We start from the raw sequence: 22389 nt of genomic DNA on the forward strand, positions 1-22389 counted from the left end.
TAGAAAATCCTGACCAGCTCACATTCATTCTTAAAAGCTGCATTAGGTTTTGTTTATATATGGAGAACGGGAGAACGAAAGATTTAGAATTCAGATTGCGTGTTACGAAGGTGAATAAAAGTTGCGGCCTCCAGAATCATTAGGGTATGCATTACATTAACAACGACCCGGTATTTTTCGGCAAAGCAAACTATACTTTTATTATATTTAATTGAAAATATTTCAAAAATAATATGTTAACAAATTTTACATAATTACTTCAAAAAAAGTATAGAGTGTAACGAAAAAAATGATTATATTGGAAAATAAATGAAAAAAATATAAAAAATGAGGTGAATCAAATTGTTCGATCCTATTAACCAAGCAGCTGAAGGCAGTGTTTCTCCTATGACTTGCGTTCTTTGTGATACACATGATCGTTGTGTAAATTGTGATGCTAGGGATTGGTTTTGTAGCAAAGAAAGTGGCCATTGGTGTACTAATAATGATAGTGATTGATTGAAGTAACACTCACAACAATAGGTCTTTCAAACACAAGGCATTCAATTAGGAGGTCTGGGAACTGATTTTCTTGGGCTTCCTCCTATTTTCTAACTTTGAAAGGGTGATTAATGGTGTTTAGTGTTCCATTTAAAATAAATCCCATCAAAATCATAGAAGAAAACGAAAATTTATACTTATATAATATAAAAACAAATGGGCTTTTTCAGATTGATGATGTCGTAGTAGATATATGTAATAGCGAAGGTAAGGAAATTGAAGAAATATATGAATTACTTAAGCATCGTTCCGGTAGAGCAGAGGTAGATAGGTTATTAGCCAGTCTGGAAGAAGCATCGGTTATATATCATAATAAAGATTCGTCTATTCAAAAGGAATGTAAAAGTTGCAATGATGAGCAAGTAAGTCTATCATCTATAATTCTTATGCTGGTTCAAGAGTGTAATCTAAGATGCTCTTACTGTTATGGAGGAGACGGAGAGTATAATGATCGAGGACGAATGGACACAGAGACAGCATTAAAAGCAGTTGATTATCTGTTTGATCATGCTGGCGAAGAAGAAGAGCTGAATATTTGCTTTTTTGGAGGGGAGCCACTTCTGAACATTGAAGTTATTAAAGAAGTTGTAGCCTACACTAAGCTAAAACAAGAAAAATCAAATAAACGTGTTACATATAGTATGACAACGAACGGCACCTTGATTTCCAAAGAAATTGAAAACTTCTTATTAGATCATCATGTTTCTATTCAGATAAGTCTAGATGGTGATCAAATGACGCACGATTTCAATCGATATTATCAGAACAGAAAAGGTACCTATGAAATCATTTTAAATAGAACAGAAAGTTTAAGGAAAAAAGGTGTCATAACAGCAAGAGCTACGATTTCACCAGTACAATTGGATATAACACATACACTTACACATTTAATGGGGATTGGTATTCGCCAAGTTGCGATGTATCCTGCAGTCGAGATGCTTAGTGAGGAAGACTTTGAGAAGTATGCACAGGAATTCACCAAATTGGTTGTTCATTTTGAATCTTTACTTCAGGCTAAAAAATATGGGGAAGCACGTCAAATATCGAACATTCTAAAATACTTGAAGATGATTCATTCTTCTTCTAAGCGAGATTATTTTTGTGGGGCGGTCTCGCATATGCTTGCCGTTGATGTGCACGGTAATCTTTATCCTTGTCAACGATTTGTTAATGAAAAGGATTATTCTTTAGGGAATGTAAGAGAAGGGGTGGATGTAAGAAAGAAGAGTGGCATGCTTAGTGAGATGCGTTTAGAGAAGAGAACTGTATGCGGAGAATGTTGGGCTAAGAATCTATGTGGTGGAGGTTGTCCTCAAGAAAATATGGTGCTTAGTGGTTCGATTAATGAGCCGGTGAATAGATACTGTAACTTTACTCGTAGTACAATAATGGATTGTATGAAATTGTATTTACGATTAACTAAAGAAGACAAGAAAAACCTGTTCTCTGCTAAGCGGCAGCGAGAGCAACTATTGGAGGATGTCTCATTTGACAATTGATATTCAAGCTTTAAGTAAGTCATATGGTTCTCACCAAGTACTTAACGAGCTCCATTTCCACATTGATAATGGTATATTCGGACTGCTAGGAGACAATGGGGCGGGTAAGACCACTTTAATGAAAATTCTTGCCACTTTACTTAGATTCGACCGAGGGGAAGTTGAAGTATTCGGACATTCTTTGAAAAAAGAACCGGATGCTATTCGTTCTTTACTGGGTTACTTGCCGCAGCATTTTGATTTTTTTCCAAATGTAACGATTATGGAATCTATGAACTATTTTGCGGCTTTAAAAGGTATTCAAGGTAAGCGTCATATTCAAGAGGAGACATCACAGCGATTAATTGAGGTGGGACTTATCGATCAAGTTCATAAAAAAATAAAACAGCTGTCTGGGGGAATGAAGCAGCGCTTAGGAATTGCCCAAGCTATGTTAGGACAGCCTAAGTTGTTAATTGTTGATGAGCCTACGGTTGGACTGGACCCCAAAGAACGAATTGCTTTTCGGAACTTGCTTCAGAATTATGGAGAAGACCGGATTATATTGTTATCTACTCATATTGTTCCTGACGTTTCAAGCACATGTGACAAACTACTCGTTTTAAAAGAAGGCCGTTGTCTGTATCAAGGGGCTATAGACGATATGATTCGAACTGTCGAGGGTAAAGTATGGTTGGTTGATGTTGGAAAGCGTCAATTGGAACAATTAAGCCAACAAGCTCGAATCACCTCCATTGTGCGGAAGGAAGGAAGAATTCAGGCTCGATTATTGTGTAACCACCCTCCAGATTGTTGTACAGAAGTCACACCTGAAACGGCTAATCTTGAGGATGCGTATCTGTACATTTCCGATCTGGAGGAGAGTTAACAGAATGGGACAAGTAACCAGAGCCCTAGTTCAATTTGAAGTTTTGCTAATGAAGAAAAGTGTAGTGTTTTTTATAGCACTAACGTTCTCTTGTTTTTTAATTCCTTTATTTTTATATCTAGGAGCAGGGAATAAGAATAACGAGTTATGGATATTTTTGCATCATGGACAAATGTTCTTTACCATATTACTAATGCCGCTAATGTATTCTGTTCTTTATGATGGCGAGAAGCAAAAAATGATCTCTTCTGTTATTATGCCTAAATTGCATAAAGGAGCCCAATATTTTTATTGTAAGAGTTGTGTATTATGGGGAGTGGTTTGCTTATTTCAGTTTGTCGCTTTAGCTATGATTTGTGTAGTTCAATGGACGACTCATGGTAAGGCTCCATTCTTGACGCTGCTTCATCTAACAGTAGCGGGTGTAGCAACTATGGGATATTCTGTTCAAGTTACCGTCATATTGAACTTGCTCTTACGTAAACAACTGTATGTGAACATTGTAATGCTCGTCTACCTTTTAACCAGTATTACTATCAACTTGCCCTACATTTCAATCTGGTTTAATCCAGATTGGATTATTTCCAATTTCTTTACACGGTCGTTTGCTTTCGGGCGAATATTCCTATTTTTGCTTATGTGGGTATTGATGAAAGTCAGTAATCATCTATGGATGGCGAGGGTACAAGAATGAATGGAATTATAGTTCGTTTCTGGCTGCAGCTTTTGCTCCGAAGAGAACAAGCAGTAATCTTGCTCATTTCCTTAAGTGTGGTTATTTTATTTAATTTATTTATGAATGAAGGTATTTCAGTAACTTATAGTGTTAACTTGTTGTTTGTAGCTTTCTTTTCTTTGCAGATTGCGAGTATACATAATCGTCATCGTACAGAACCGTATATATATATTTCTGTTTTACCTAATTACCGTCTAATCATTTACCAGCTTTATGTTTCTTTAATTCTTTCGTTTCCTCTCTTGCTCATGATGGTAGGACTTTTATGGAAATCATTCGCTCATGTGTCATTATGGAATTTGGTTATCATTGTATTTTTTTCTAGCGTTTTTTCGTCGATGTTGGGTCTCTTGTTGGGGCAGGTAGTAAAGCATTATGGGTTGGCCTTCACTTTTCTCATTGCTTTTTACCTTCCTATAGGTTTAGTTTCCTGGTCTTTTAATGAAAAATTTCGTTACATATCTCCTGTAGTGAATATATTCAACCCCTATATGATCAACTGGCGAAATCTCTTTGGACTCTTAGGATGTAGTTTATTATTTTACGGATTAGGCACATTGTTATCCAGTCGGCGCGGAGGCGGCAAAAAGTCTATAATCCCTTGGATTAGTACTGTCCTTGCCTGTAGCCTACTGATTGGCGTGTGGGGATATGAGAGGCTATTTAATGAGAATGTACAGACATCATCGTTTCAAAAAATAACAGTGGGACAAACACAAGTAGAGTATAAGGGGATTAGTTCGTATCAAGCAAAGCAATTTGCCACCCTCTTTGAAACGCTGTATCAAGTGGCTAAGAAAAAGGAGACACACCCGGTTCGCTATACCTTGCAAATCACCCGAATGCACTCCATGTCATCACTCGAACCGGAAATAATAGTACACCATCATAATGAACTTCAAATTAATATTTATTCAAATAAGCTCTTAGAATTCAATCGTGGGATGGATTGGGCTAGTAAGTGGATTGATTACATTTTGCCGCAATCAACTCACTTGTCCAATGAGCAAGTGGACGTATTTAGGCGCGTCAAAAGTGATATTGTTGTGGAAGTTCGCAGAAAAAATCCCGGAAATGTCTATACACTTCAGGGAGACTGAGAGCTAAAATAGCGGGATTTCGTGAAGAACCGATAATAATAGATATAAAAGAAAGGGATGGAATGCATGGAACCTGAGGCAGACCATTTGAATATAAGAGCTATATTTCATTCATTCCAATATTGGCCGAAGTTAACTAAGTTATTATGGAGTACAGAACCTATCTATTTTATTATCATCATTTTTGGTTATTTTCTAAAAGGAATACTCCCGATTGCCAACCTTCTTTCCATACAGTATTTGGTTTCTGAAATAGAGACTAGAACATTATCGCATACTCTTCAAATAAGCGCAGTGTTCCCTGTAATTCTTGTGATGTTTTCTGGTTTGCTCATTTCAAGTATAATTGAATATTCGGATAAATTGTTCCAAATTTCACTGATAAATAAATTACAAACATTAATAGTATCACAAACATCAACATTTAGTCTTGCGGATTTTGAAAGTCCGCAAGTACATAATCAACTCAAAAGAGTACAAAACGACTCAATAGATAGACCTATTCAGATTTATAAAGAACTCATTAATTTGTTAAGTTCCATGGTTACGTTATGCTCTAGTATCGCCATTTTAATAGCATTCAGATGGTGGATCTTACTCATTCTTGTTGTTTCCCCCCTAGCATCTTTTTATTCTTTATTGAGGTTCACGCAAATTCAATATGTAGCCAAGAAAAAACGGGCTCCTTTACAACGTAAATCCAGGTATATTAATTACTTATTGACTAATGAGAAGTCTTTTAAAGAAATCGTATTGTATCAACTTAGTGACTACTTTACAGCAAAATATAAGGGGATTTTTGATGTTTTCTACAAAGAGGATAAGTATTTAGCCAAAAAACGTATTGCGTTATATTTGTCTTTTCAAGTAATAAGTACATTATTTATAGCCATTGCTTTGATTTCGATTATACAAATAGCGTGGAAAGAAGATTTTCTCGTTGGCAGTATTTATGCATTAGTTCAAGCAGTATTATTAGCTAATCAAAATATTAACACAGTATCTCAAGGATTGATTTCATTGTGTGATCATAATCTGTATCTAGATGAATTATTCGCTTTTTTTAACATAAAACATAAACAAGACAGTTCTAGTATGTTGCTAAGAGAATCAGATATACAAGCTGATTCTACGATAGAATGCATAGAATTTAAAAATGTTTCATTTGCCTACCCAGATCAAAAAGAATTGGCCCTAAAAGATATAAGTTTTAAAATGAAGTGTGGTGAACCTCTTGCTCTAGTGGGTAGGAATGGATCAGGGAAAACAACGGTGATAAAACTTTTAATGGGATTATATGAAGATTTTAAAGGGGATATTTTAATTAATTCTATCTCGATTCGAAATTATCATAAAGAAGTACTTTATAAAAAAATAGGTGTTATTTTTCAGGATTTTGTTCAATTCGATTTTTCAGTAAGAGAAAATATAGGTTTTGGCAGTATAGAACATCTTGATTTTGATACTAGGATATGGAAATCGGCACAACAAACAGGAGTAGATAAGGTAATACGAGATTTGCCTAATCAATTAGAACAACAGCTAGGAAGAAACTTTGAAGGGGGTATACAGCTTTCAGGAGGGCAATGGCAAAAGATAGCTATATCCAGAGCGCTCTTCAAAGATGCTGACGTTTACGTATTAGATGAGCCAAGTTCATTTCTTGATCCAGAATCAGAAAAACAAGTATTTCGCCAATTTCAAAATTTTGTTATTGATAGGCTTTGCCTCTACATTTCTCATCGTTATACCTCTGTTTTATATGCAGGTAAAATTTTAGTTCTGGATAAGGGGCAGATTATAGAAGAAGGAACTCACCAAGAACTAATTGAAAGTCAAGGGCTTTACTATGATTTATTCTCTGATGAAATTAATACATTCCAGGAAGCGCTAATTACTAATGATGCACGCTAACTGTGTAAAGGGATTCCGGCATATATTTGGACTGCGAACAGTATTGTTTTTTACCTAGAGAAGTAGACTATGTAGAATACACAAGTTATAGTCCCAAGAACGAACAGCGGAGCTTCTCTTTGGAAGAGGGGCTCCGCTTATTTGTATATATTTATTTAATAGTTAGATAATATTGATGGGACAATGTAAGAATTTTTCTTTTCAGTCTGTAGATGTGAGTCGTTGTAGCTCTAACGGAGATATTATATTTGATAGCAAGGAAGACACAGGAAGCGTATATTGGGAGGGGTTGCTTACATATAACAGTTTGTTAGACGATAAAGGACTGCTTAGCAGTGGAACAAGAATAAAGTATTTGTGAAAATGATGAAAAAACATACAAAATAATACTAAATAAACCGATATATTTCTAGAATCACTTATCAGAAGAGAATTGGAGGTTTTAGGATGAATGTATCGTTTACATCATCTCACCAATCGCCGTTCCGCACCACAGATAACAATCGACTTGAACTACGGCATCCCATTTCCAGTCAGACTGAAAGGAAGAGTATAGGTAAGCCGCAAAACAAGGTTATTCAAAAATTAACAGAGCAAAAGCAAAATTTGATGGAGAGGCGTTCGGACTATATAAGTAATGCTCTAAAACGTGGCCTCGGTCCGGAGGCTGTAAAAGCTGAAATGGAAAAGATAGATATGCAGATTCAACAAATTGACGAGAACATTCAGAAACAATTAATGGAAGAACAAAAAAAACTTTTTAGCATGGATGAGGAAAGTAAAAGAGAAGCTCAAGAAGGTAAAAAGGAACAATATACGCACAAGACTGCAGAGGAGCAAAAGCAAAGTCTAATCACTTATACGATGCATAGTATTGTGTCAGCAAACAACGAGTTAAAGAATTCAGGAATCAATAAAATGGCACAAATTACGTTAAAAAGCGAAGCTAAGGGTTGGGAAAATACTAACCCTGCAAGGTCAGCTACTTTGCGTGAGAAGGCAGAAGGTATTAATGGGAAAATTATGGGGATTTCCTTGAACATTAACGAGCGCATTAGTGAAGCAGTGAATAAGGAACCTACGATAACAGATCGAGATGAACCAAAGGATGAGAAGGAAGCAAGTATAGAGGTTGGTAGGAGGTGGACTGAACAAGAGCTCCATGCCTATATGGACTCAGCTAAAGACGAAGCTAAGACTGCAGGTGCGAAGGTGAATATTGCAGTATGATCGGGCTATTATGTGTATAGTACGAAAATTAGGAGGGTGCTTTCAGACAAACGCTATCGTTCAAAAAAGCACCTCCGTTTACTCTAATGGAAATATGAACAGCAGAACAACTATTACTATTTAGCAAAGTGGTTATTCACTCAATAAGTTTGTTTATAAAACGAAATATTTTGAAGTACGTAACCAATTGCTTATCGTTTATCATTAACGTTAATAAATATATTAAGTATTTAATAATAATGTTGACTATGATAAATATGGTGTGTTATATTAAAACCGTAAATAAAACGGCTTCTTAGTTTTGGTGGTACAACGGATTTTATTTTCGCATTCAGAGAGGATGGTTTAGGTGGCAGCAGCTGTAAAAGCAAAGATGATTGTAGACAAATCTTTTCGTATTGCTGAAGTCGATAAACGCATTTATGGCTCTTTTGTAGAGCATCTCGGGCGTGCCGTATATGGCGGCATTTACGAGCCTACTCATTCAACTAGTGATGAAAGCGGTTTCCGAAATGATGTTAAAGAGTTGGTAAAACAGCTTGATGTTCCTATTATACGCTATCCGGGAGGCAACTTTGTATCCGGTTACAATTGGGAGGACGGTGTCGGCCCTGTCGCGTCCAGACCTAGACAGTTGGAGCTGGCGTGGAGAACGGTCGAGCCGAATGAAGTGGGTACGAATGAATTTTTCAAGTGGGCCAAGGATGTAGGTTCCGAAGTCATGATGGCGGTTAATCTGGGTACGCGCGGAATTGATGCTGCGCGTAATCTGGTGGAATATTGCAACCACACAGGTGGCTCCTATTGGAGTGATCTACGTCGTAGTCACGGTGTAGAGCAACCACATAAGATTAAAACCTGGTGTCTTGGTAACGAGATGGATGGCCCATGGCAAATTGGTCACAAGACAGCAGAAGAATATGGTCGTCTGGCTGTAGAATCTGCAAAAGCCATGAAGCTGATCGATCCTGACATTGAGCTTGTATCCTGTGGCAGCTCCAGTTCTACGATGCCGACGTTCCCAGAATGGGAAGCAACCACGCTGGATCATACCTATGAGGTAGCGGACTATATTTCCTTGCACCAATACTACGGCAATCATGACAATGATACGGCTAATTATCTGGCACGCTCTATGGATATGGATCATTTTATTCATACGGTCATTTCGACTTGTGACTATATCAAAGCAAAAAAACGCAGCAAGAAAAAAATGATGCTCAGCTTTGACGAATGGAACGTATGGTATCACTCCAATGATGCGGACAAAAAAATTGATCCGTGGTCTGTGGCACCACCGCAGCTTGAGGATATCTATAACTTTGAGGATGCATTGTTGGTAGGCAGCATGTTGATTACGTTCCTGCGCCACGCGGATCGTGTGAAAATGGCTTGCCTCGCCCAACTGGTCAATGTTATTGCGCCAATCATGACCGAGAATAACGGAAAGGCGTGGAAACAAACGATTTTCTATCCGTATCTGCATGCCTCCCGTTATGGTCGTGGGGTATCGCTGATGCCTGTCGTAGATTCGGAAAAATACGATTCCAAGGACTTCACAGACATTCCTTATCTGGACAGCGCTGTAGTTTATGATGAAGAGGGAGACGCACTGACTGTCTTTGCAGTGAACCGTCATTTGTCTGAATCGCTGGAGTTGACAGTAGATGTACGCAGTTTTGAAGGCTACCGCATTGTCGAGCATACTGTATTGGAGCATGATGATCTTAAAGCGACCAACAGTCCAGCCGGTGAAAAAGTTACGCCTCACAACGGCGGCAACGCCAAGCTTGAAGACGGAATTGTAAAAGCTCATTTGGGCAAAGCATCGTGGAACGTTATCCGTCTCGCTAAGTCTCATTAATTCCTTTCTGTAAAAGGTACAGCTTCGACTGTATCTAAATAAGCTCGCATTCTCTCTTGTAAGAGTATTACAAGAGCGGCAATGCGAGCTTTTTGCGTAAAATGAGCCATTTGTCCCTCCATAGATATAGGTTTCTAAGAGAAGGGTGGATTTTAAATAAATATTATGTTTATTACTAAATTTAACTAGACAAAGATGACCTTTATTCACTAAGTGCTCGTACTCCGTACATTTTTATGAAGTTAATTAGACCCAGTTCCAGACTTCCTAGGTGAAAAAAGACCCTGTTATATCGTTGTCAACGTATTGATATCTGAAATGCAGGGTGTGTAATCCGACTTAAATCCACGTTATACTTTAAAAGACAGTCTATTTAAAACCAGATGATGATTGTAGCATTTCGAGAAAGGAATGATCTGTATGAGTCAGACAGACCAATATCGTTTTCAAGTGAACTTGGGCGGTATGATTGATATTTTGGCCAATCATTTATATAGCAGTCCACGAGTGTTTATACGTGAGGTTTTGCAAAATGCAACAGATGCGATCACGGCTCGCAAGGAGCTGCGGAAGGTTGCTGCTGAAAGTAAAGTATTGAAAGAAGACAAGGCTCTTGGAGATACAGCTTCTGAGAGTAACGACTATGAAGGTAAAGTCATCGTGGAGTTATCTGGTTCTGGGGAGCATCAGGTATTGATGATTCAGGATAACGGCATTGGATTGTCAGAAGAAGACATTCACCGTTTTTTGTCGATTATTGGTCAGTCTTCCAAGAAGGGAGCCGATTTGCTGGCTTCTGAGACTTCGTTTATCGGACGCTTTGGGATTGGGTTACTATCCTGCTTTATGGTGAGCGATGAAATTGTAGTGTTGACCCGCTCGGTGAAGGAAGGCATCTCCATGGAATGGAGAGGGAAGCCGGATGGGACGTATACGATTCGTCGATTGGAAACCGAGCTGCCTGTAGGGACGCAAATTTATTTGCGCTGCAAGCCGGGAAGTGAGTTTTATTATGAGCCAGCGCATGTAGAGGAGTCTTTAATCTATTATGGTGCGTTGCTGCCGTATCCGGTCATGCTGTCTGTAGACGGGGAGACCAAGCGCGTCAATCTTCCATCGACGAGCTGGATGCAGGATCCCGAACAATTGCGGAGTCGCCGTAGTGAGGTGCTGGATTTAGGCTATCGCCTGATGGGCGAGCGCTTCAGTGATTTTATACCGTTGCGGACGGCATCAGGCAGAACAGGCGGGATTGCATTCATTTTGCCTCGCAGTGTTAATCTGAACAGCAAGCGGCTGCATCGGGTGTATCTGAAGCATATGCTGGTGTCGGACAAGGCGGAAAATGTTTTGCCGGAATGGGCATTCTTCATTAAAAGCCTAATTTGGACAGATGAATTGCAACCAACGGCATCACGTGAGTATTTTTATGAAAATGAGCAGCTTGACGATGTTCGTTCTGAACTGGGTACCTGTATTCGGGAAGAACTGCTACGCATGGCGCAGTATGAGCCAGACCGCTTGCAGCACTGGATTCGTTTGCATGAGCTGTCCATGAAGGCGCTCGCCGTGGAGGATGATGAATTTTTGCGGATAATGTACCGTTGGTTTTCCTTCGAAAGTACATTTGGGCGGCGTGAGCTGAAAGAACTGATCCAAGAGGCGGACGGACGTCCACTGCATTACACATCGACAGTAGATGAGTATCGTCAGATTACGCATGTGGCGGCGGCGCAATCCATGTTGGTGATCAATGGCGGCTATATTTATGATTCAGACATTTTGGAAAAGCTGCATTGGATTGACTCTAACCTACAAACAGAGCGTCTTAGCCCTGAGGAAGTATCTCTTTCATTTACCGGGCTAACACAGGAAGAACGCGAGAATTATTACGGTGTGCTACGTGTCATGGATGCTGCTTTGCAGCCGATGCGTTGCCGCGCTGAGTTGAAGCGTTTTGAGCCTGCGAGTTTGCCAGTGTTGTATACCATTTCTCAGGATGCACTGACCTTGCGCTCCATGGAAAACACGGTTGAGGAGACAACCTCACTTTTTTCCAATGTGCTTGATAGTCTGAAAGCAGGAGTCCAGCAGAATTCGGGTTATTCCACCTTATACTTTAATCTGAACAACCCAGTGGTGGCGCGGATTCTTGAAGCTACCGATACGCAGATGGTCACGGCTGCTACAGAAATGATGTATGTGAATGCGCTTATGATGGGGCACTACCCGATGAACCGCAGTGAGTTGGGACTGATGAATCGGAGTGTACTACATTTTATCAATTGGGGATTAGGGAACGGACAAAATTCGTAATTGCGTAATTATAGGGGGAGCCAAATGGAAGATACGATATATGATTTGATGGAGCAGGCGCAGGATCTGCCCGGAGGGGCGGCAAAGCTGGCGATTCTGGAAGAAGCAGTTCGCTTGGCAGATACTTCCGGATTGAAGGAACTCGCTTATGAAATCCGGGGAGAGATTGTAGACTGCGCTATTTTTAACGGATATCCATTGAAGTCGCTGATTGCTTTTTCGTGGCAGTTGGGCCAATTTGATCAAAATCCAGAGGAATACGACGCAGATGAGCTGTTGTGGAATTACAAATGGATACTCGGGAAGGTGTGCAGCTTTTCCAATATATCGAAGACTCAAATAGAAGATCTGGCGGAGGATATGCGCAGACGTTATGCCGAATACGGGTATAATGAGCGTCCATATTACTATTATAAGTTCCGCATCGCGATGGACATGGGTGAACTGGATGAAGCACGGCGGTATCTGGATACCTTCCGCTTGATTGAGTCGGACAGTATGAGTGATTGTGAGGCCTGTGAGCAGAGCCAGATGGTACGGTTCTATTACTTGACTGGAGAAAACGAGCAGGCGCTTGCCGTGGCAAAACCGATTTTGTCGGGACGGATGAAATGTGCAGAAGTACCACATGTGACGCTCTCGCAGGTGCTGTTGCCGCTTTATCGTCAAGGCGAGGTTGATCAGGCAAAGGACAATCATCGCAAAGGCTATCGCCTAATTCGGGATGACCGCGACTTCCTGAAAACGATAGCGGAGCATATCGAATATCTGGCGGTTGCTGATCCGATTCAAGGAATCGAAGTGGTAGAGCGTCATCTACATATGGCGCTAGACTATGAGAGCGGGCTGGAGCAGATGTATTTTTACGCGACGATGGTGAGTCTGCTACAAAAGTTGGATACTTCGGGAGAAAAACGATTGATCCGGTTGCCGGCTTCCTTGGAATGGGGTAAAGAGGATCGCACATTGACAGAAATCATTGCGTATTTTAGGCCACTGGCAGAGTCAGCGGCGGCTGATTTTGATCGACGGAACGGGAATACGTTTTATTCCGATTGGATCGGGAAAATTGTTCAAACGGCATAGAAGAAGTGGTAGCTGTGACGAATATTTTATACAGCCCAAACAATGAGCAGGTATAATGTTCCTGTGAAATGACAGGAGGGGTTATGTTGTGACTGTAACCGAAAAGGTGATTAATTTCGCACACCGCGGAGCTTCAGGTGTATGTCCTGAGAATACGATGGCGGCATTCCGCCACGCCTTGGAACTGGGAGCAACAGGTATAGAAACGGATGTGCAGCGTACCCAAGATGGGCATCTGGTGCTGATTCACGATGAGTCGCTGGAGCGTACGACAGGTTGCTCACTGGATGTAAGGGATATTACGCTGGAAGAATTAAATAAACTGGATGCGGGCGGTTGGTTTGATGAGAAATTCCGAGGTGAGCGGGTCCCGATGTTGGATGAGCTACTGGAACTAGCCCAGTCCTCGAATACAATTATTAATTTGGAGTTGAAAAACAGCATTTATCTCTATCCGGGTATGGAGGAAGAGGTCATTGCTGCCGTGAAGCGTTTTGGATTGGAACAGCGGGTAATCATATCCAGCTTCAATCACGAATCGCTGGCGCTCTGTGCGCAGCTTGCTCCTGAAATCAAGACGGGGGCGCTGTATATCGAAATTATGGTTCGTCCATCCGAGTATGCAACCCAATTCGGGGTAACAGCACTCCATGCCTACAAACAAGTTGTTACGCCAGAAGCTGTATCAGAGGCTTTGGCATTAGGCGTCGTCTACCACCCATGGACGGTGAATGAGCCAGAAGAAATGAAGCGTCTGCTGGAGGCCGGGGTGAACGGCATCATCACGGACTATCCTGACCGGTTGGCGCACTTATTGGCTGTTCGCTCTTCCTAAGTCGAAGACACATTGGAACTGTGACTAAGGGTTTGCAAGGATATGACTGTGGCTATTTATTGAACAAAAGAGACTCTCCTGTACGCACTCGTTTTTACGAGGCGAGGGAGAGTCTTTTTTGCCCTAAGCCGAAGAGCGTATCATCCACGATGACCTTGATTCCTTTCTACTTGATGCCGAGCCGCATACGATAGCTGAACAGGATGTCTAGTGTTCTGCTCTGAAAATGATTCTCTACCAGCTTCACGAAGCGGGCTATATCGACGTCAAGCGCTCGATTGCCAAGTTTGAAGAGACTTTGAATACCCCCTTGGCTTAGAGCGAGCCCTGTATAACGAGCTGCGTCACACTGCTCACGGTTATGGAAGACAATCTCCCGGGTATATCGGAATTGTCCGCTGCGGTGCAGATTAGCCAAATGCTGATTCTTGCTCCATTTATGAGCTTGTTGCTCTACTGGGGCTTCCTGCTCTAAAAGGGTATCCGCTTTGGTGATAAGCTCTGTATAAGCTTGCTCTATCTGCCATTGCAGCACCGGAGGCCAGTCACAGTCAAAGGCCGCGAACACGCCGCCCTGAGCCAAGACCCTGCCCGCTTCCTGAAGCGTGCTCTCGGGGTCCATCCAGTGAAAGGATTGAGAGCAGGTGATGACGTCTACAGTTCCGTCCTCAAAGGGCAGGTTGTTGGAGAACCCGCTTTTGAAGGAAATGGTTCCTGCCCTTGTCGTTCCTGCCGTCTCCAGCTTGTGCTGCGCTTTTCCTCTCATGTCCGGGTTAGGCTCGATACCGACGATTTGCCGAGCGGCGTTTTCCCATATGAAAGTTGAAAGTCCTGTACCGCAGCCAATATCGGCAACTAGCTCTACGTTTCGCTCCAGATAGCGGCTGATGATTTCCACGACGAGTGACGGTGCTTCCGGGCGGTGCTGATCGTAGTTGTCGGCAAAACCGTTGAAACGATCCACATTACTTTGCAGATTTCCTTCAGGGATCATAGGTTCTTTTCCTCCTTAGTATCGACCGGGCGGCCGTGTAGACTCAAATGCTGCTGTACTCCTATAGTGTACAATTTTACATGTTCATCCATCTACTCTCGTGATTTCACAGCACCCGTCGGATTTCGGAGGGAGGAAATCCCCCTATTTTATCATTGAAGCAAGCGCCCACTCGCGCATCATGGAGTCAAGCATTGGACGCAAATCTTCGCGTTGCATACCCATGTGGAGCACGGCTTCCAGATATCCAGCTTTATCTCCAATATCATAACGTGTGCCTTCCAGTTCTAATGCGAGCAGTTGGTTCTGCAACGCTACTTGATGAAGAGCATCCGTCAATTGGTATTCACCGCCCGCTCCAGTGGACAGGTTTTCCAATATGGAGAAAATGGAAGGCTCCAATACATACCGACCAATGACTGCCTGCCGCGAAGGGGCATCTGCCGGAGATGGTTTTTCAACAAGTCCGCCGACTTCGTGAATGAGACCGTTCTGGTGAGTGGAGTCAATAATGCCGTATTTACTCACATCTTGTTCTTCCACTGTGCGCACGCCGACCACTTGCTTGCCAGTCGCTTCGTAAACATCCATCATTTGACGAATCGCCGGGATGGAGGAATTCATAATATCATCGCCCAGCAACACGGCAAAGGGCTCATCGCCAATGAACTGACGAGCGCAGCTTACCGCGTGTCCCAAGCCGAGGGGTTCTTTTTGACGGATATAGTGAATGACTGCTTTACCCCCGATGCTTTGAACTTCACGTAGGAGATCATATTTACCCTTGCTCTCCAGTACCTGCTCCAACTCCACAGACTTGTCAAAATGATCCTCGATGGCTTTTTTATTACGCCCCGTTACGATAATGATGCTCTCAATTCCGGACTTGATGGCTTCTTCTACGATATATTGAATAGCCGGCTTGTCTACGATGGGAAGCATCTCTTTCGGTAAAGCTTTCGTAGCTGGTAGAAAACGGGTTCCTAATCCGGCGGCTGGAATAACAGCTTTTGTAATTTTTCTCATAGAAACTCACTTTCCTTTCGGGATGGGGAACCGAATACCCAGTATCGGCTCCCGATATAATTGATGATCATTCCGGCTGCAGTCGCGATCAGCTTGCTTAAAGCAAGTGGCAACTCGGTTCCAGTGTGAAGCACTTGCAGTAATAAGGAGGTTATCCCCAATACGATGAGGTTAATGATGATGAATTTAGGTAATTGACCCTTATTAGTGTTGTTTGATAGTTGTTTGTTGAATGTCCATTTGCTGTTCAAAATATAACTGTTGGCTGTGCCGCAGCTGTACGAAATGACCTGCGCTACAATGACCGGCACTCCGCCCCAAGCCAGCAGCATAAAAATGATATAATCTACACCCGTATTCACCAGACCTACGATGCCAAATCGGATCATAGGAAGCAGCTGGGCCATGCGACTTTTCATGGGTTAGGCTCCATGACCGGATTTGGGTCCGGTATATACCGCACTGTTGCCGCGCACTGTGCGTCCTGTCGAAATCAGGCTCTCACGGGCTCCTTTCATGTACAGGGAGTCACGGGGTTCAGGGACTTTCATAGCATGCGTCGGACCGTTTTCGTATTGTCCACCCAGATGCTCACGGACAATGTAAAGCGGACGTGCTTTGGTTTCGTCATAAATGCGTCCAACATATTCACCCATAATACCGAGAATGATCAGGATCACCCCGTCGAAGATCAGGCTGATGCTAATCATAGACGACCAGCCCTTCATCACATAGGAGTCGGTGAAAAAGTTGAGAAACAGTACGTACATCAGATACAGGAAGCCGGACATGGATAGAAGTGCACCGATATACCCTGCCAGCTTGAGCGGTTTAATCGAAAAGGATGTGATCCCGTCCAGACTGAGCTTGATCATTCGTTTCAACGGATATTTGGTTTCGCCTGCGAGCCGCTCGTCGCGCTCATATTCTACAGCAGTTTGTTTGAAACCGATCCAGCTGACCAGTCCACGAACGAATCGGTTATTTTCCGGTAGCCGTTTCAATTCTTCTATGACCTTGCGATCCATTAGGCGGAAGTCCCCGGTGTCGACCGGGATATTAATATCCGTTGATGCTTTAAGTACACGGTAGAAGAGGCTGGCAGACCATTTCTTGAAGCGAGTCTCGCCATTGCGTTTGAGTCGTTTGGCGTAGACCACTTCATAGCCTTCCTTCCACTTGTTAGCCATCTCAACAATCAGTTCCGGCGGGTCCTGGAGGTCGGCGTCAATGACGACGACCGCCTCCCCCACCGCATAATCCATCCCGGCAGTAATCGCTAGCTGATGACCAAAATTGCGAGAGAAATCAATCAATACAATGGTGTCATCTCTGAGACTGAATTCCTTGATCAATTGGACGCTGCGGTCCGAACTTCCATCATTTACGAAGATCAGCTCGTAGGGCTCACCCATCGAGCCCATAACTTGTTTCAGCCTCCGGTAGGTTTCCGTAATAACGGCTTCCTCGTTGTACATCGGAATAACTATGGAATAACGGATGGGTTCACTCATTCGTAGTTCCTCCTCATTTATAATGTGATTTCGTATAAAGTACCGCTTCCGCCACGTTCGTCTCCGCCAGGGCCACCTTGACCATCCTGGGCGTTCGCATTGCTGTTCGTGGTGTCGCTTCCGCTCTCGGTTGCTTTAACGTCTGTACTTGTTTCGCCTGTTGTTGTTTTCCATTCATCTGTAGGAATCACTTTGCCGTGTTCTTTGATCCATGCAGTGACTTCAGAGTTACCGCCGTCTGGTCCGCCACCTCCACCAGAAATCATGAAGTACTTCACTTGGCCGCTTTCGACCAGCGCCTTGATTTTATCGACGGTATAGACTGGATCGGAAGATACAAAACCGTTCATAATAATTACTTTTTGTCCGGCCTCGACCAGGTAAGGAGCAGCCGTTGAATAATTACTTGCTGCGAAAAGGTAGGTTTCACCTGTGTTATTTTTTTGCAAGTAGCTCAACGTTTTTTGATCTAAACTTTGGCTACCGTTGGGTCCCCCCATTCCTCTGGAACGGGTAGAAGATTTTTGTTCCGTGTCTGTACTTGTTTGTGTGCTTGAAGTATTTCCATCAGGACTGGAATTCTCTGCATTATTGGTCTGGTTATTCGTTTGAGTTCCTTCGGCTTGTTGTCCATTGGCGCTCTGACCTCTATTGCGATCATTGCCGCCCGGCATTCCGCCACCACCACCGCCAAATTGAGTGGGTCCGGCTTGTGGAATCATGCTGTTCCCCCCGTAGATGATCGGTGTCAATGCCCAGTATGCAGGACCGATAAACATAGCGAGTACACTTGCAATGATGGCGAATCTTGTGAACTTCTCAGATTTCATTCGTGCTACTATCAGCAGCACCGTGCCGATGATCCCTAGGATCAATACCGCGATGGACCAGCCGCTGCCAATGGTATCGTTGTAATTTTGCAAAACAAACCAGCTAAATACCGAGGTTGCCAATACTGCTGCGGGTAACAGCCAGGAGAGCCAGTTGGAACGCTCACGATACTGCTTCCACAATTCTACGAATCCTGCTCCAAAGAGCGCTGCAATTGGTGGCGCGAGCATAATCAGGTAATAATGATGAAAGAATCCTGCTACGCTGAAAAACGCAGCTACGGGAATCAACCAGGCCAGCCAGAAGATGACCTCTTTGTGTTTTTGTGTGATATTACGACGTCGAATGCTTGCAAGCAGACCGATGGAAGCAATCAATGCGAATGGAAGCAGCCAGCTGGCTTGACCTGACAGGGAAGATTGGAACAACCGCAAAGGTCCTTTTTCGCCAGTGCCGAACATGCCGCCACCGGAATTTCCTCCCGGTCCACCGCCTGGACCACCCTGGCCACCTTGCCCGTCTCCAGGACCACCTTGTCCGTTGCCGCCAAATCCACCCGGCGGCATTTGACCACCTGCACCGAATCCGCCTGCTGCCATGTTGTTGGCACCAGAGTCATCCGTAGTGGTAGTGCTGTCCGATGTTGTAGTCGTCTGAGCTTGATCTGTGTTCGTATCGCTGCTATTCGTTGTAGCGTTATTGTTCCGATCCGTGCGTTCACCGCCACGATTGCCACCTGTACCCTGATCTCCTGTCAGACGGGACAGGCCGTTATAACCAAAGGCCAAATTCAGCACAGAGTTCGTACCGCTACTCCCCATATAAGGGCGTTCATCTGCCGGAGTGGAGTCCACTACGACTGCCCAGGAGAGCGATACGATCAGGAGGACAACTGCTGATCCTACCAGTGTTACTGCTTTTCGCTTCCAGTTAAACTTGGAGGCCAGCAGATAGAACAGACCCAATGCCGGAACGATCATATAGGCTTGCAACATTTTTTCGTTAAAGGCGATGCCTACGACTGCGAAAGCAGCAAGGATCAGCCCGGTTTTGCTATTTCTAATGCCTCTGAACAATAGCCATGTTGCGAGCAACAGTGTGAAAACCAACATAGCGTCGATGTTATTCGTGCGGCTAACCGCTACGGCTATCGGTGTCGTTGCCATAGCGAAGGCGGCCAATCGTGCGGCCATCGTACCAAAGCTCGGTTTGACGAGTAAGTAAACGAGCAAGACTGATCCGACCTGAGCCAGTGCCTGTGGCAAGATAACGCTCCATCCGTGAAGCCCGAATATATAGGCGCTCAGTGTCTGAATCCAGAAAACCACAGGCGGTTTGTCTACCGTTACCGATCCGGCAGAATCAAGTGAGGCGAAAAAGAAGTTGTGGAAGCTCTGTAGCATGCTTGCTACGGCTGTCGTATAGTAGGTGTTTACATATTTGTCTTGCCAGATGTTGTATCCGTTCAAAAATGCGGATATCAGCATAATGATGATCAGGGGGATGTCCGCCCTGGTCTTAAACCATTTCTTAATCATGTTCATTCCACTCCCTGTGAAAATTCTTTGTATTTATTCCGTTGTTCTAGCCGCTATCTTCAGGACTGCGGAATGACCAGTCGCTTCTGATCTTGGCCCGGTGAACTACCGGCTTGCTATTATCATGCCATACGTACCTTAATGGGTTCTGAGCGCTCCCTGAACGTTAGCTGAAAGCTGAGCAGAGGTACTTTTTTTGCGACAGGATTCAGGTATATTAGATACAGGTAAAAATGAACTGACTTTTTTATGAGAAAAATGCGGCAACATGAAAGGGAAGATTAATAATGAATCCAATACACGGAGTTAAAATTATGCTGGCAGATGATGAGCCTCATATTTTGCAATTTTTAGAGCTTGGACTGATTAATGAAGGATATGAAGTCAGAACCGCCGAGAACGGGAGTAAAGCGCTCGATTTGGCAAGAGAGTTTCGTCCGCATGTAGCGGTGCTGGATGTGATGATGCCGGAAATGAACGGTTTTGAGGTGTGCCAAAGTCTCAAGGAGACGGAGGATAACATCGCGGTCATTATGCTGACCGCCAAGGATGATGTAGACGATCGGGTAAAGGGATTAAAACTCGGCGCGGATGATTATGTCGTAAAGCCCTTCAGTTTTAATGAGCTGCTGGCTCGCATTGAAGCGCGCTTGCGCAATCAGTTCCCCGATCTGCTGGGGGAAGTGGTTCACGGCCCCTTTCAAGTGGATGATCGACGCAAGGAAATTCGTTATCAGAGTCAGGTGCTGGAGCTGTCGCCTACCGAATATGAACTATTGAAGTTTCTGGTGCTTAATCACGGGATTGTGCTGAGTAAAAGTCGTATTCTGGACCGGGTATGGGGGTACGATTTTGGAGGCGAGGATAATATTGTTGAGGTGTACATTCGCTCCTTACGTGAAAAACTCAAAGACAAGGAGCACCGGGTCATTCGTACGCTACGCGGTGTGGGATACCGGGTGGATCTGCTATGAAGGCGGGCGGGAAAAGTCGGAGAAAATATGCGCTTCGTTCTCTCCGGTCCCAGCTTTTGGCCAGAACGTTACTCATTTTGGCTTTGCTGCTCGTATTGATTGGTTTTCTACAATATTTTCTGATGAAAGATTTTCTGTATCGCAGTCGGGCAGAAGCTATGGATACGCAGTTGAATTCAATTCCTGCCGATTTATTGATTAAGGATTCGCAGGAGCAGAGTGGGGTAACCGCTCCCCAAGAACAAACCAATCGGAGGAATAATCGACCGGGGCCGTTTTTGTTTTGGCCGGATATGTCGCTCGCTTCTATAGATACAGACGGCACTTTCCAGAGCTTGTCCAACGAAAACGGACTTAAGCCGCCACGTCTCACCACTGAGCAATATCATGCAATGCAGCAGAGCAAACGCATGCGTCACGGCTATCAATTAATCACGGATGCTCAGGGGAAAGAGCAACTGGTTGTATTCCGTCCGCTCGGTCCACCTGACCGTTCGTCCGGTTTACTTCAAATGGGTGTATCCACGACTTCTATGCAAGAGCAATTGATTAACCAGCTCCGCACCTTTATTTTATTGTCTCTGATTGCGCTTGCGATTGGGTTGGCGCTTATGCTTCCTGTGCTGCGCCGCACGTTGGTGCCTCTTTCCAGGATGGTCGAGGCAGTCAAACGTATTGATGCGGGCAATCTGGCCGAGCGCTTTGACGCAGAGCAGGGGCAGTATGAGGTGGATCGTTTGGCGGTTTCATTTAACGGGATGCTGGAACGGCTGGAGCATTCTTTTGCTGCCGAACGGGAATTGCAGATGCAGATGAGACGATTTATTGCGGATGCTTCCCATGAACTGCGCACCCCGCTCACGTCTATTCACGGCTTCTTGGAAGTGCTGCTTCGTGGGGCAGCATCTAATCCGAAGCAGCTTCAGTCGGCACTAGAAAGTATGTATGGTGAATCCAAGCGGATGAATAAACTTGTCTCTGATTTACTATTGTTGGCTAAGCTGGATCGAACACCGGAGTTGAAGCTGGAAGACATATCACTAGATGCGTTGCTGCTGGAAATGAAACCGCAGCTCCTTATGCTGGCAGGTACACGTAAAGTGGTTTTTGATATGACGGCAGGTATACGGGTATTGGCAGAGGGGGATAAAATCAAGCAGGTAGTGCTCAACCTGTTTCACAATGCTGTTCAGCATACCGATATGGAAAGAGGTGTGATCCAGGTAAACCTGTCTGCAGGGAAGAAGTTGGTGGATATCCAAATTCGTGATAACGGACCAGGCATGAGTAAAGAACAGCTGGAGCGGATATTTGAGCGTTTTTATCGTGGAGATGAATCGCGTACACGTAGCTCAGGCGGGGCGGGTCTTGGTCTGGCCATTACACAGTCTATCGTAGAAGCACACGGCGGGAACATTACGGCCGAAAGCACACCGGGAACGGGAAGTGTATTCAAAGTAACGTTACCTTTAGCGGGAACAGTATAGTATTTAAGATTATGGCGTAACATAAAAATAGCCCCCC

At 43.7% G+C, this 22389-nt stretch carries 17 protein-coding genes; 12 read left to right on the forward strand and 5 right to left on the reverse strand.

What is annotated here, in order from left to right:
- Window positions 1-611 precede the first annotated feature (611 nt).
- From papB to ACM1ND_RS01465, 10 genes are all read left to right on the forward strand, one after another.
- Entirely contained in the window at window positions 612-2039 is a 1428-nt protein-coding gene (papB, locus tag ACM1ND_RS01420) for a PapB family radical SAM/SPASM ranthipeptide maturase (protein WP_316243190.1), read from the forward strand.
- On the forward strand, window positions 2020-2907 hold the full coding sequence (locus ACM1ND_RS01425) for an ABC transporter ATP-binding protein (protein WP_418026956.1): 888 nt from the start codon (window positions 2020-2022) through the stop codon (window positions 2905-2907). Before papB ends, ACM1ND_RS01425 begins: the two co-directional genes overlap by 20 nt.
- A 4-nt stretch (window positions 2908-2911) precedes the next feature.
- Window positions 2912-3601, forward strand: a complete 690-nt coding sequence (locus ACM1ND_RS01430) for an ABC transporter permease (protein ID WP_316243193.1) — start codon at window positions 2912-2914, stop codon at window positions 3599-3601.
- Window positions 3598-4743: a hypothetical protein gene (locus tag ACM1ND_RS01435; protein WP_418026957.1), complete on the forward strand. Its 1146-nt coding sequence runs from the start codon at window positions 3598-3600 to the stop codon at window positions 4741-4743. The genes ACM1ND_RS01430 and ACM1ND_RS01435 overlap by 4 nt, the downstream gene beginning before the upstream one ends.
- Window positions 4744-4809: 66 nt before the next feature.
- Window positions 4810-6657 (forward strand): ABC transporter ATP-binding protein, encoded by a 1848-nt coding sequence (locus ACM1ND_RS01440; protein WP_418026958.1) that lies wholly within the window; start codon window positions 4810-4812, stop codon window positions 6655-6657.
- Window positions 6658-7104: 447 nt separating this feature from the next.
- The gene (locus ACM1ND_RS01445) at window positions 7105-7887 is read left to right on the forward strand and encodes a muscle M-line assembly protein unc-89 Uncoordinated protein 89 (RefSeq protein WP_418026959.1); all 783 of its coding nucleotides are present in this window, start codon (window positions 7105-7107) and stop codon (window positions 7885-7887) included.
- Between the two features lie 349 nt (window positions 7888-8236).
- Window positions 8237-9751 (forward strand): alpha-N-arabinofuranosidase, encoded by a 1515-nt coding sequence (locus ACM1ND_RS01450; protein WP_025723872.1) that lies wholly within the window; start codon window positions 8237-8239, stop codon window positions 9749-9751.
- Window positions 9752-10171: 420 nt separating this feature from the next.
- On the forward strand, window positions 10172-12067 hold the full coding sequence (locus ACM1ND_RS01455) for an HSP90 family protein (protein ID WP_338533132.1): 1896 nt from the start codon (window positions 10172-10174) through the stop codon (window positions 12065-12067).
- Between the two features lie 24 nt (window positions 12068-12091).
- Entirely contained in the window at window positions 12092-13153 is a 1062-nt protein-coding gene (locus ACM1ND_RS01460; RefSeq protein WP_023986633.1) for a hypothetical protein, read from the forward strand.
- A gap of 88 nt (window positions 13154-13241) precedes the next feature.
- A complete protein-coding gene (locus ACM1ND_RS01465) occupies window positions 13242-13988 on the forward strand; it encodes a glycerophosphodiester phosphodiesterase (protein ID WP_069080765.1) in 747 nt (248 codons plus the stop codon).
- A gap of 166 nt (window positions 13989-14154) precedes the next feature.
- On the opposite strand, the gene ACM1ND_RS01470 is transcribed toward ACM1ND_RS01465, so the two are convergent.
- From ACM1ND_RS01470 to ACM1ND_RS01490, 5 genes are all read right to left on the reverse strand, one after another.
- Window positions 14155-14982: a class I SAM-dependent methyltransferase gene (locus ACM1ND_RS01470; protein WP_023986635.1), complete on the reverse strand. Its 828-nt coding sequence runs from the start codon at window positions 14980-14982 to the stop codon at window positions 14155-14157.
- Between the two features lie 144 nt (window positions 14983-15126).
- Window positions 15127-16008: a UTP--glucose-1-phosphate uridylyltransferase GalU gene (gene galU / locus ACM1ND_RS01475; RefSeq protein ID WP_071559450.1), complete on the reverse strand. Its 882-nt coding sequence runs from the start codon at window positions 16006-16008 to the stop codon at window positions 15127-15129.
- Complete coding sequence (locus tag ACM1ND_RS01480) at window positions 16005-16427, reverse strand: GtrA family protein (protein ID WP_071559449.1); 423 nt, start codon at window positions 16425-16427, stop codon at window positions 16005-16007. The genes galU and ACM1ND_RS01480 overlap by 4 nt, the downstream gene beginning before the upstream one ends.
- Window positions 16428-16430: 3 nt before the next feature.
- The gene (locus tag ACM1ND_RS01485) at window positions 16431-17522 is read right to left on the reverse strand and encodes a glycosyltransferase family 2 protein (protein ID WP_160788965.1); all 1092 of its coding nucleotides are present in this window, start codon (window positions 17520-17522) and stop codon (window positions 16431-16433) included.
- A 17-nt stretch (window positions 17523-17539) separates the two neighbouring features.
- On the reverse strand, window positions 17540-19891 hold the full coding sequence (locus tag ACM1ND_RS01490; RefSeq protein WP_316243203.1) for a glycosyltransferase family 39 protein: 2352 nt from the start codon (window positions 19889-19891) through the stop codon (window positions 17540-17542).
- Window positions 19892-20178: 287 nt separating this feature from the next.
- Here ACM1ND_RS01490 and ACM1ND_RS01495 point away from each other — a divergent pair, with 287 nt between their 5' ends.
- Window positions 20179-20865 carry a response regulator transcription factor gene (locus ACM1ND_RS01495; protein ID WP_013308395.1) on the forward strand — a complete coding sequence of 229 codons (687 nt, stop codon included), beginning with the start codon at window positions 20179-20181 and terminating at the stop codon, window positions 20863-20865.
- Window positions 20862-22352, forward strand: a complete 1491-nt coding sequence (locus ACM1ND_RS01500; RefSeq protein WP_053324453.1) for a sensor histidine kinase — start codon at window positions 20862-20864, stop codon at window positions 22350-22352. Before ACM1ND_RS01495 ends, ACM1ND_RS01500 begins: the two co-directional genes overlap by 4 nt.
- Window positions 22353-22389 lie beyond the last annotated feature (37 nt).

The sequence above is a fragment of the Paenibacillus sp. JJ1722 genome (genome assembly GCF_048282685.1).
GTDB classification, from domain to species: Bacteria; Bacillota; Bacilli; order Paenibacillales; family Paenibacillaceae; genus Paenibacillus; species Paenibacillus polymyxa_B.

Bases quoted from the DNA above. Each gene is read 5' to 3' on its own strand.
- ACM1ND_RS01485 (WP_160788965.1), bottom strand. From the start codon at position 17,522: ATGAGTGAACCCATCCGTTATTCCATAGTTATTCCGATGTACAACGAG.
- ACM1ND_RS01445 (WP_418026959.1), top strand. From the start codon at position 7,105: ATGAATGTATCGTTTACATCATCTCACCAATCGCCGTTCCGCACCACA.
- ACM1ND_RS01500 (WP_053324453.1), top strand. From the start codon at position 20,862: ATGAAGGCGGGCGGGAAAAGTCGGAGAAAATATGCGCTTCGTTCTCTC.
- ACM1ND_RS01440 (WP_418026958.1), top strand. From the start codon at position 4,810: ATGGAACCTGAGGCAGACCATTTGAATATAAGAGCTATATTTCATTCA.
- ACM1ND_RS01425 (WP_418026956.1), top strand. From the start codon at position 2,020: ATGTCTCATTTGACAATTGATATTCAAGCTTTAAGTAAGTCATATGGT.
- ACM1ND_RS01495 (WP_013308395.1), top strand. From the start codon at position 20,179: ATGAATCCAATACACGGAGTTAAAATTATGCTGGCAGATGATGAGCCT.
- ACM1ND_RS01430 (WP_316243193.1), top strand. From the start codon at position 2,912: ATGGGACAAGTAACCAGAGCCCTAGTTCAATTTGAAGTTTTGCTAATG.
- papB (WP_316243190.1), top strand. From the start codon at position 612: ATGGTGTTTAGTGTTCCATTTAAAATAAATCCCATCAAAATCATAGAA.
- ACM1ND_RS01435 (WP_418026957.1), top strand. From the start codon at position 3,598: ATGAATGGAATTATAGTTCGTTTCTGGCTGCAGCTTTTGCTCCGAAGA.
- ACM1ND_RS01455 (WP_338533132.1), top strand. From the start codon at position 10,172: ATGAGTCAGACAGACCAATATCGTTTTCAAGTGAACTTGGGCGGTATG.
- ACM1ND_RS01460 (WP_023986633.1), top strand. From the start codon at position 12,092: ATGGAAGATACGATATATGATTTGATGGAGCAGGCGCAGGATCTGCCC.
- ACM1ND_RS01490 (WP_316243203.1), bottom strand. From the start codon at position 19,891: ATGATTAAGAAATGGTTTAAGACCAGGGCGGACATCCCCCTGATCATC.
- galU (WP_071559450.1), bottom strand. From the start codon at position 16,008: ATGAGAAAAATTACAAAAGCTGTTATTCCAGCCGCCGGATTAGGAACC.
- ACM1ND_RS01470 (WP_023986635.1), bottom strand. From the start codon at position 14,982: ATGATCCCTGAAGGAAATCTGCAAAGTAATGTGGATCGTTTCAACGGT.
- ACM1ND_RS01480 (WP_071559449.1), bottom strand. From the start codon at position 16,427: ATGAAAAGTCGCATGGCCCAGCTGCTTCCTATGATCCGATTTGGCATC.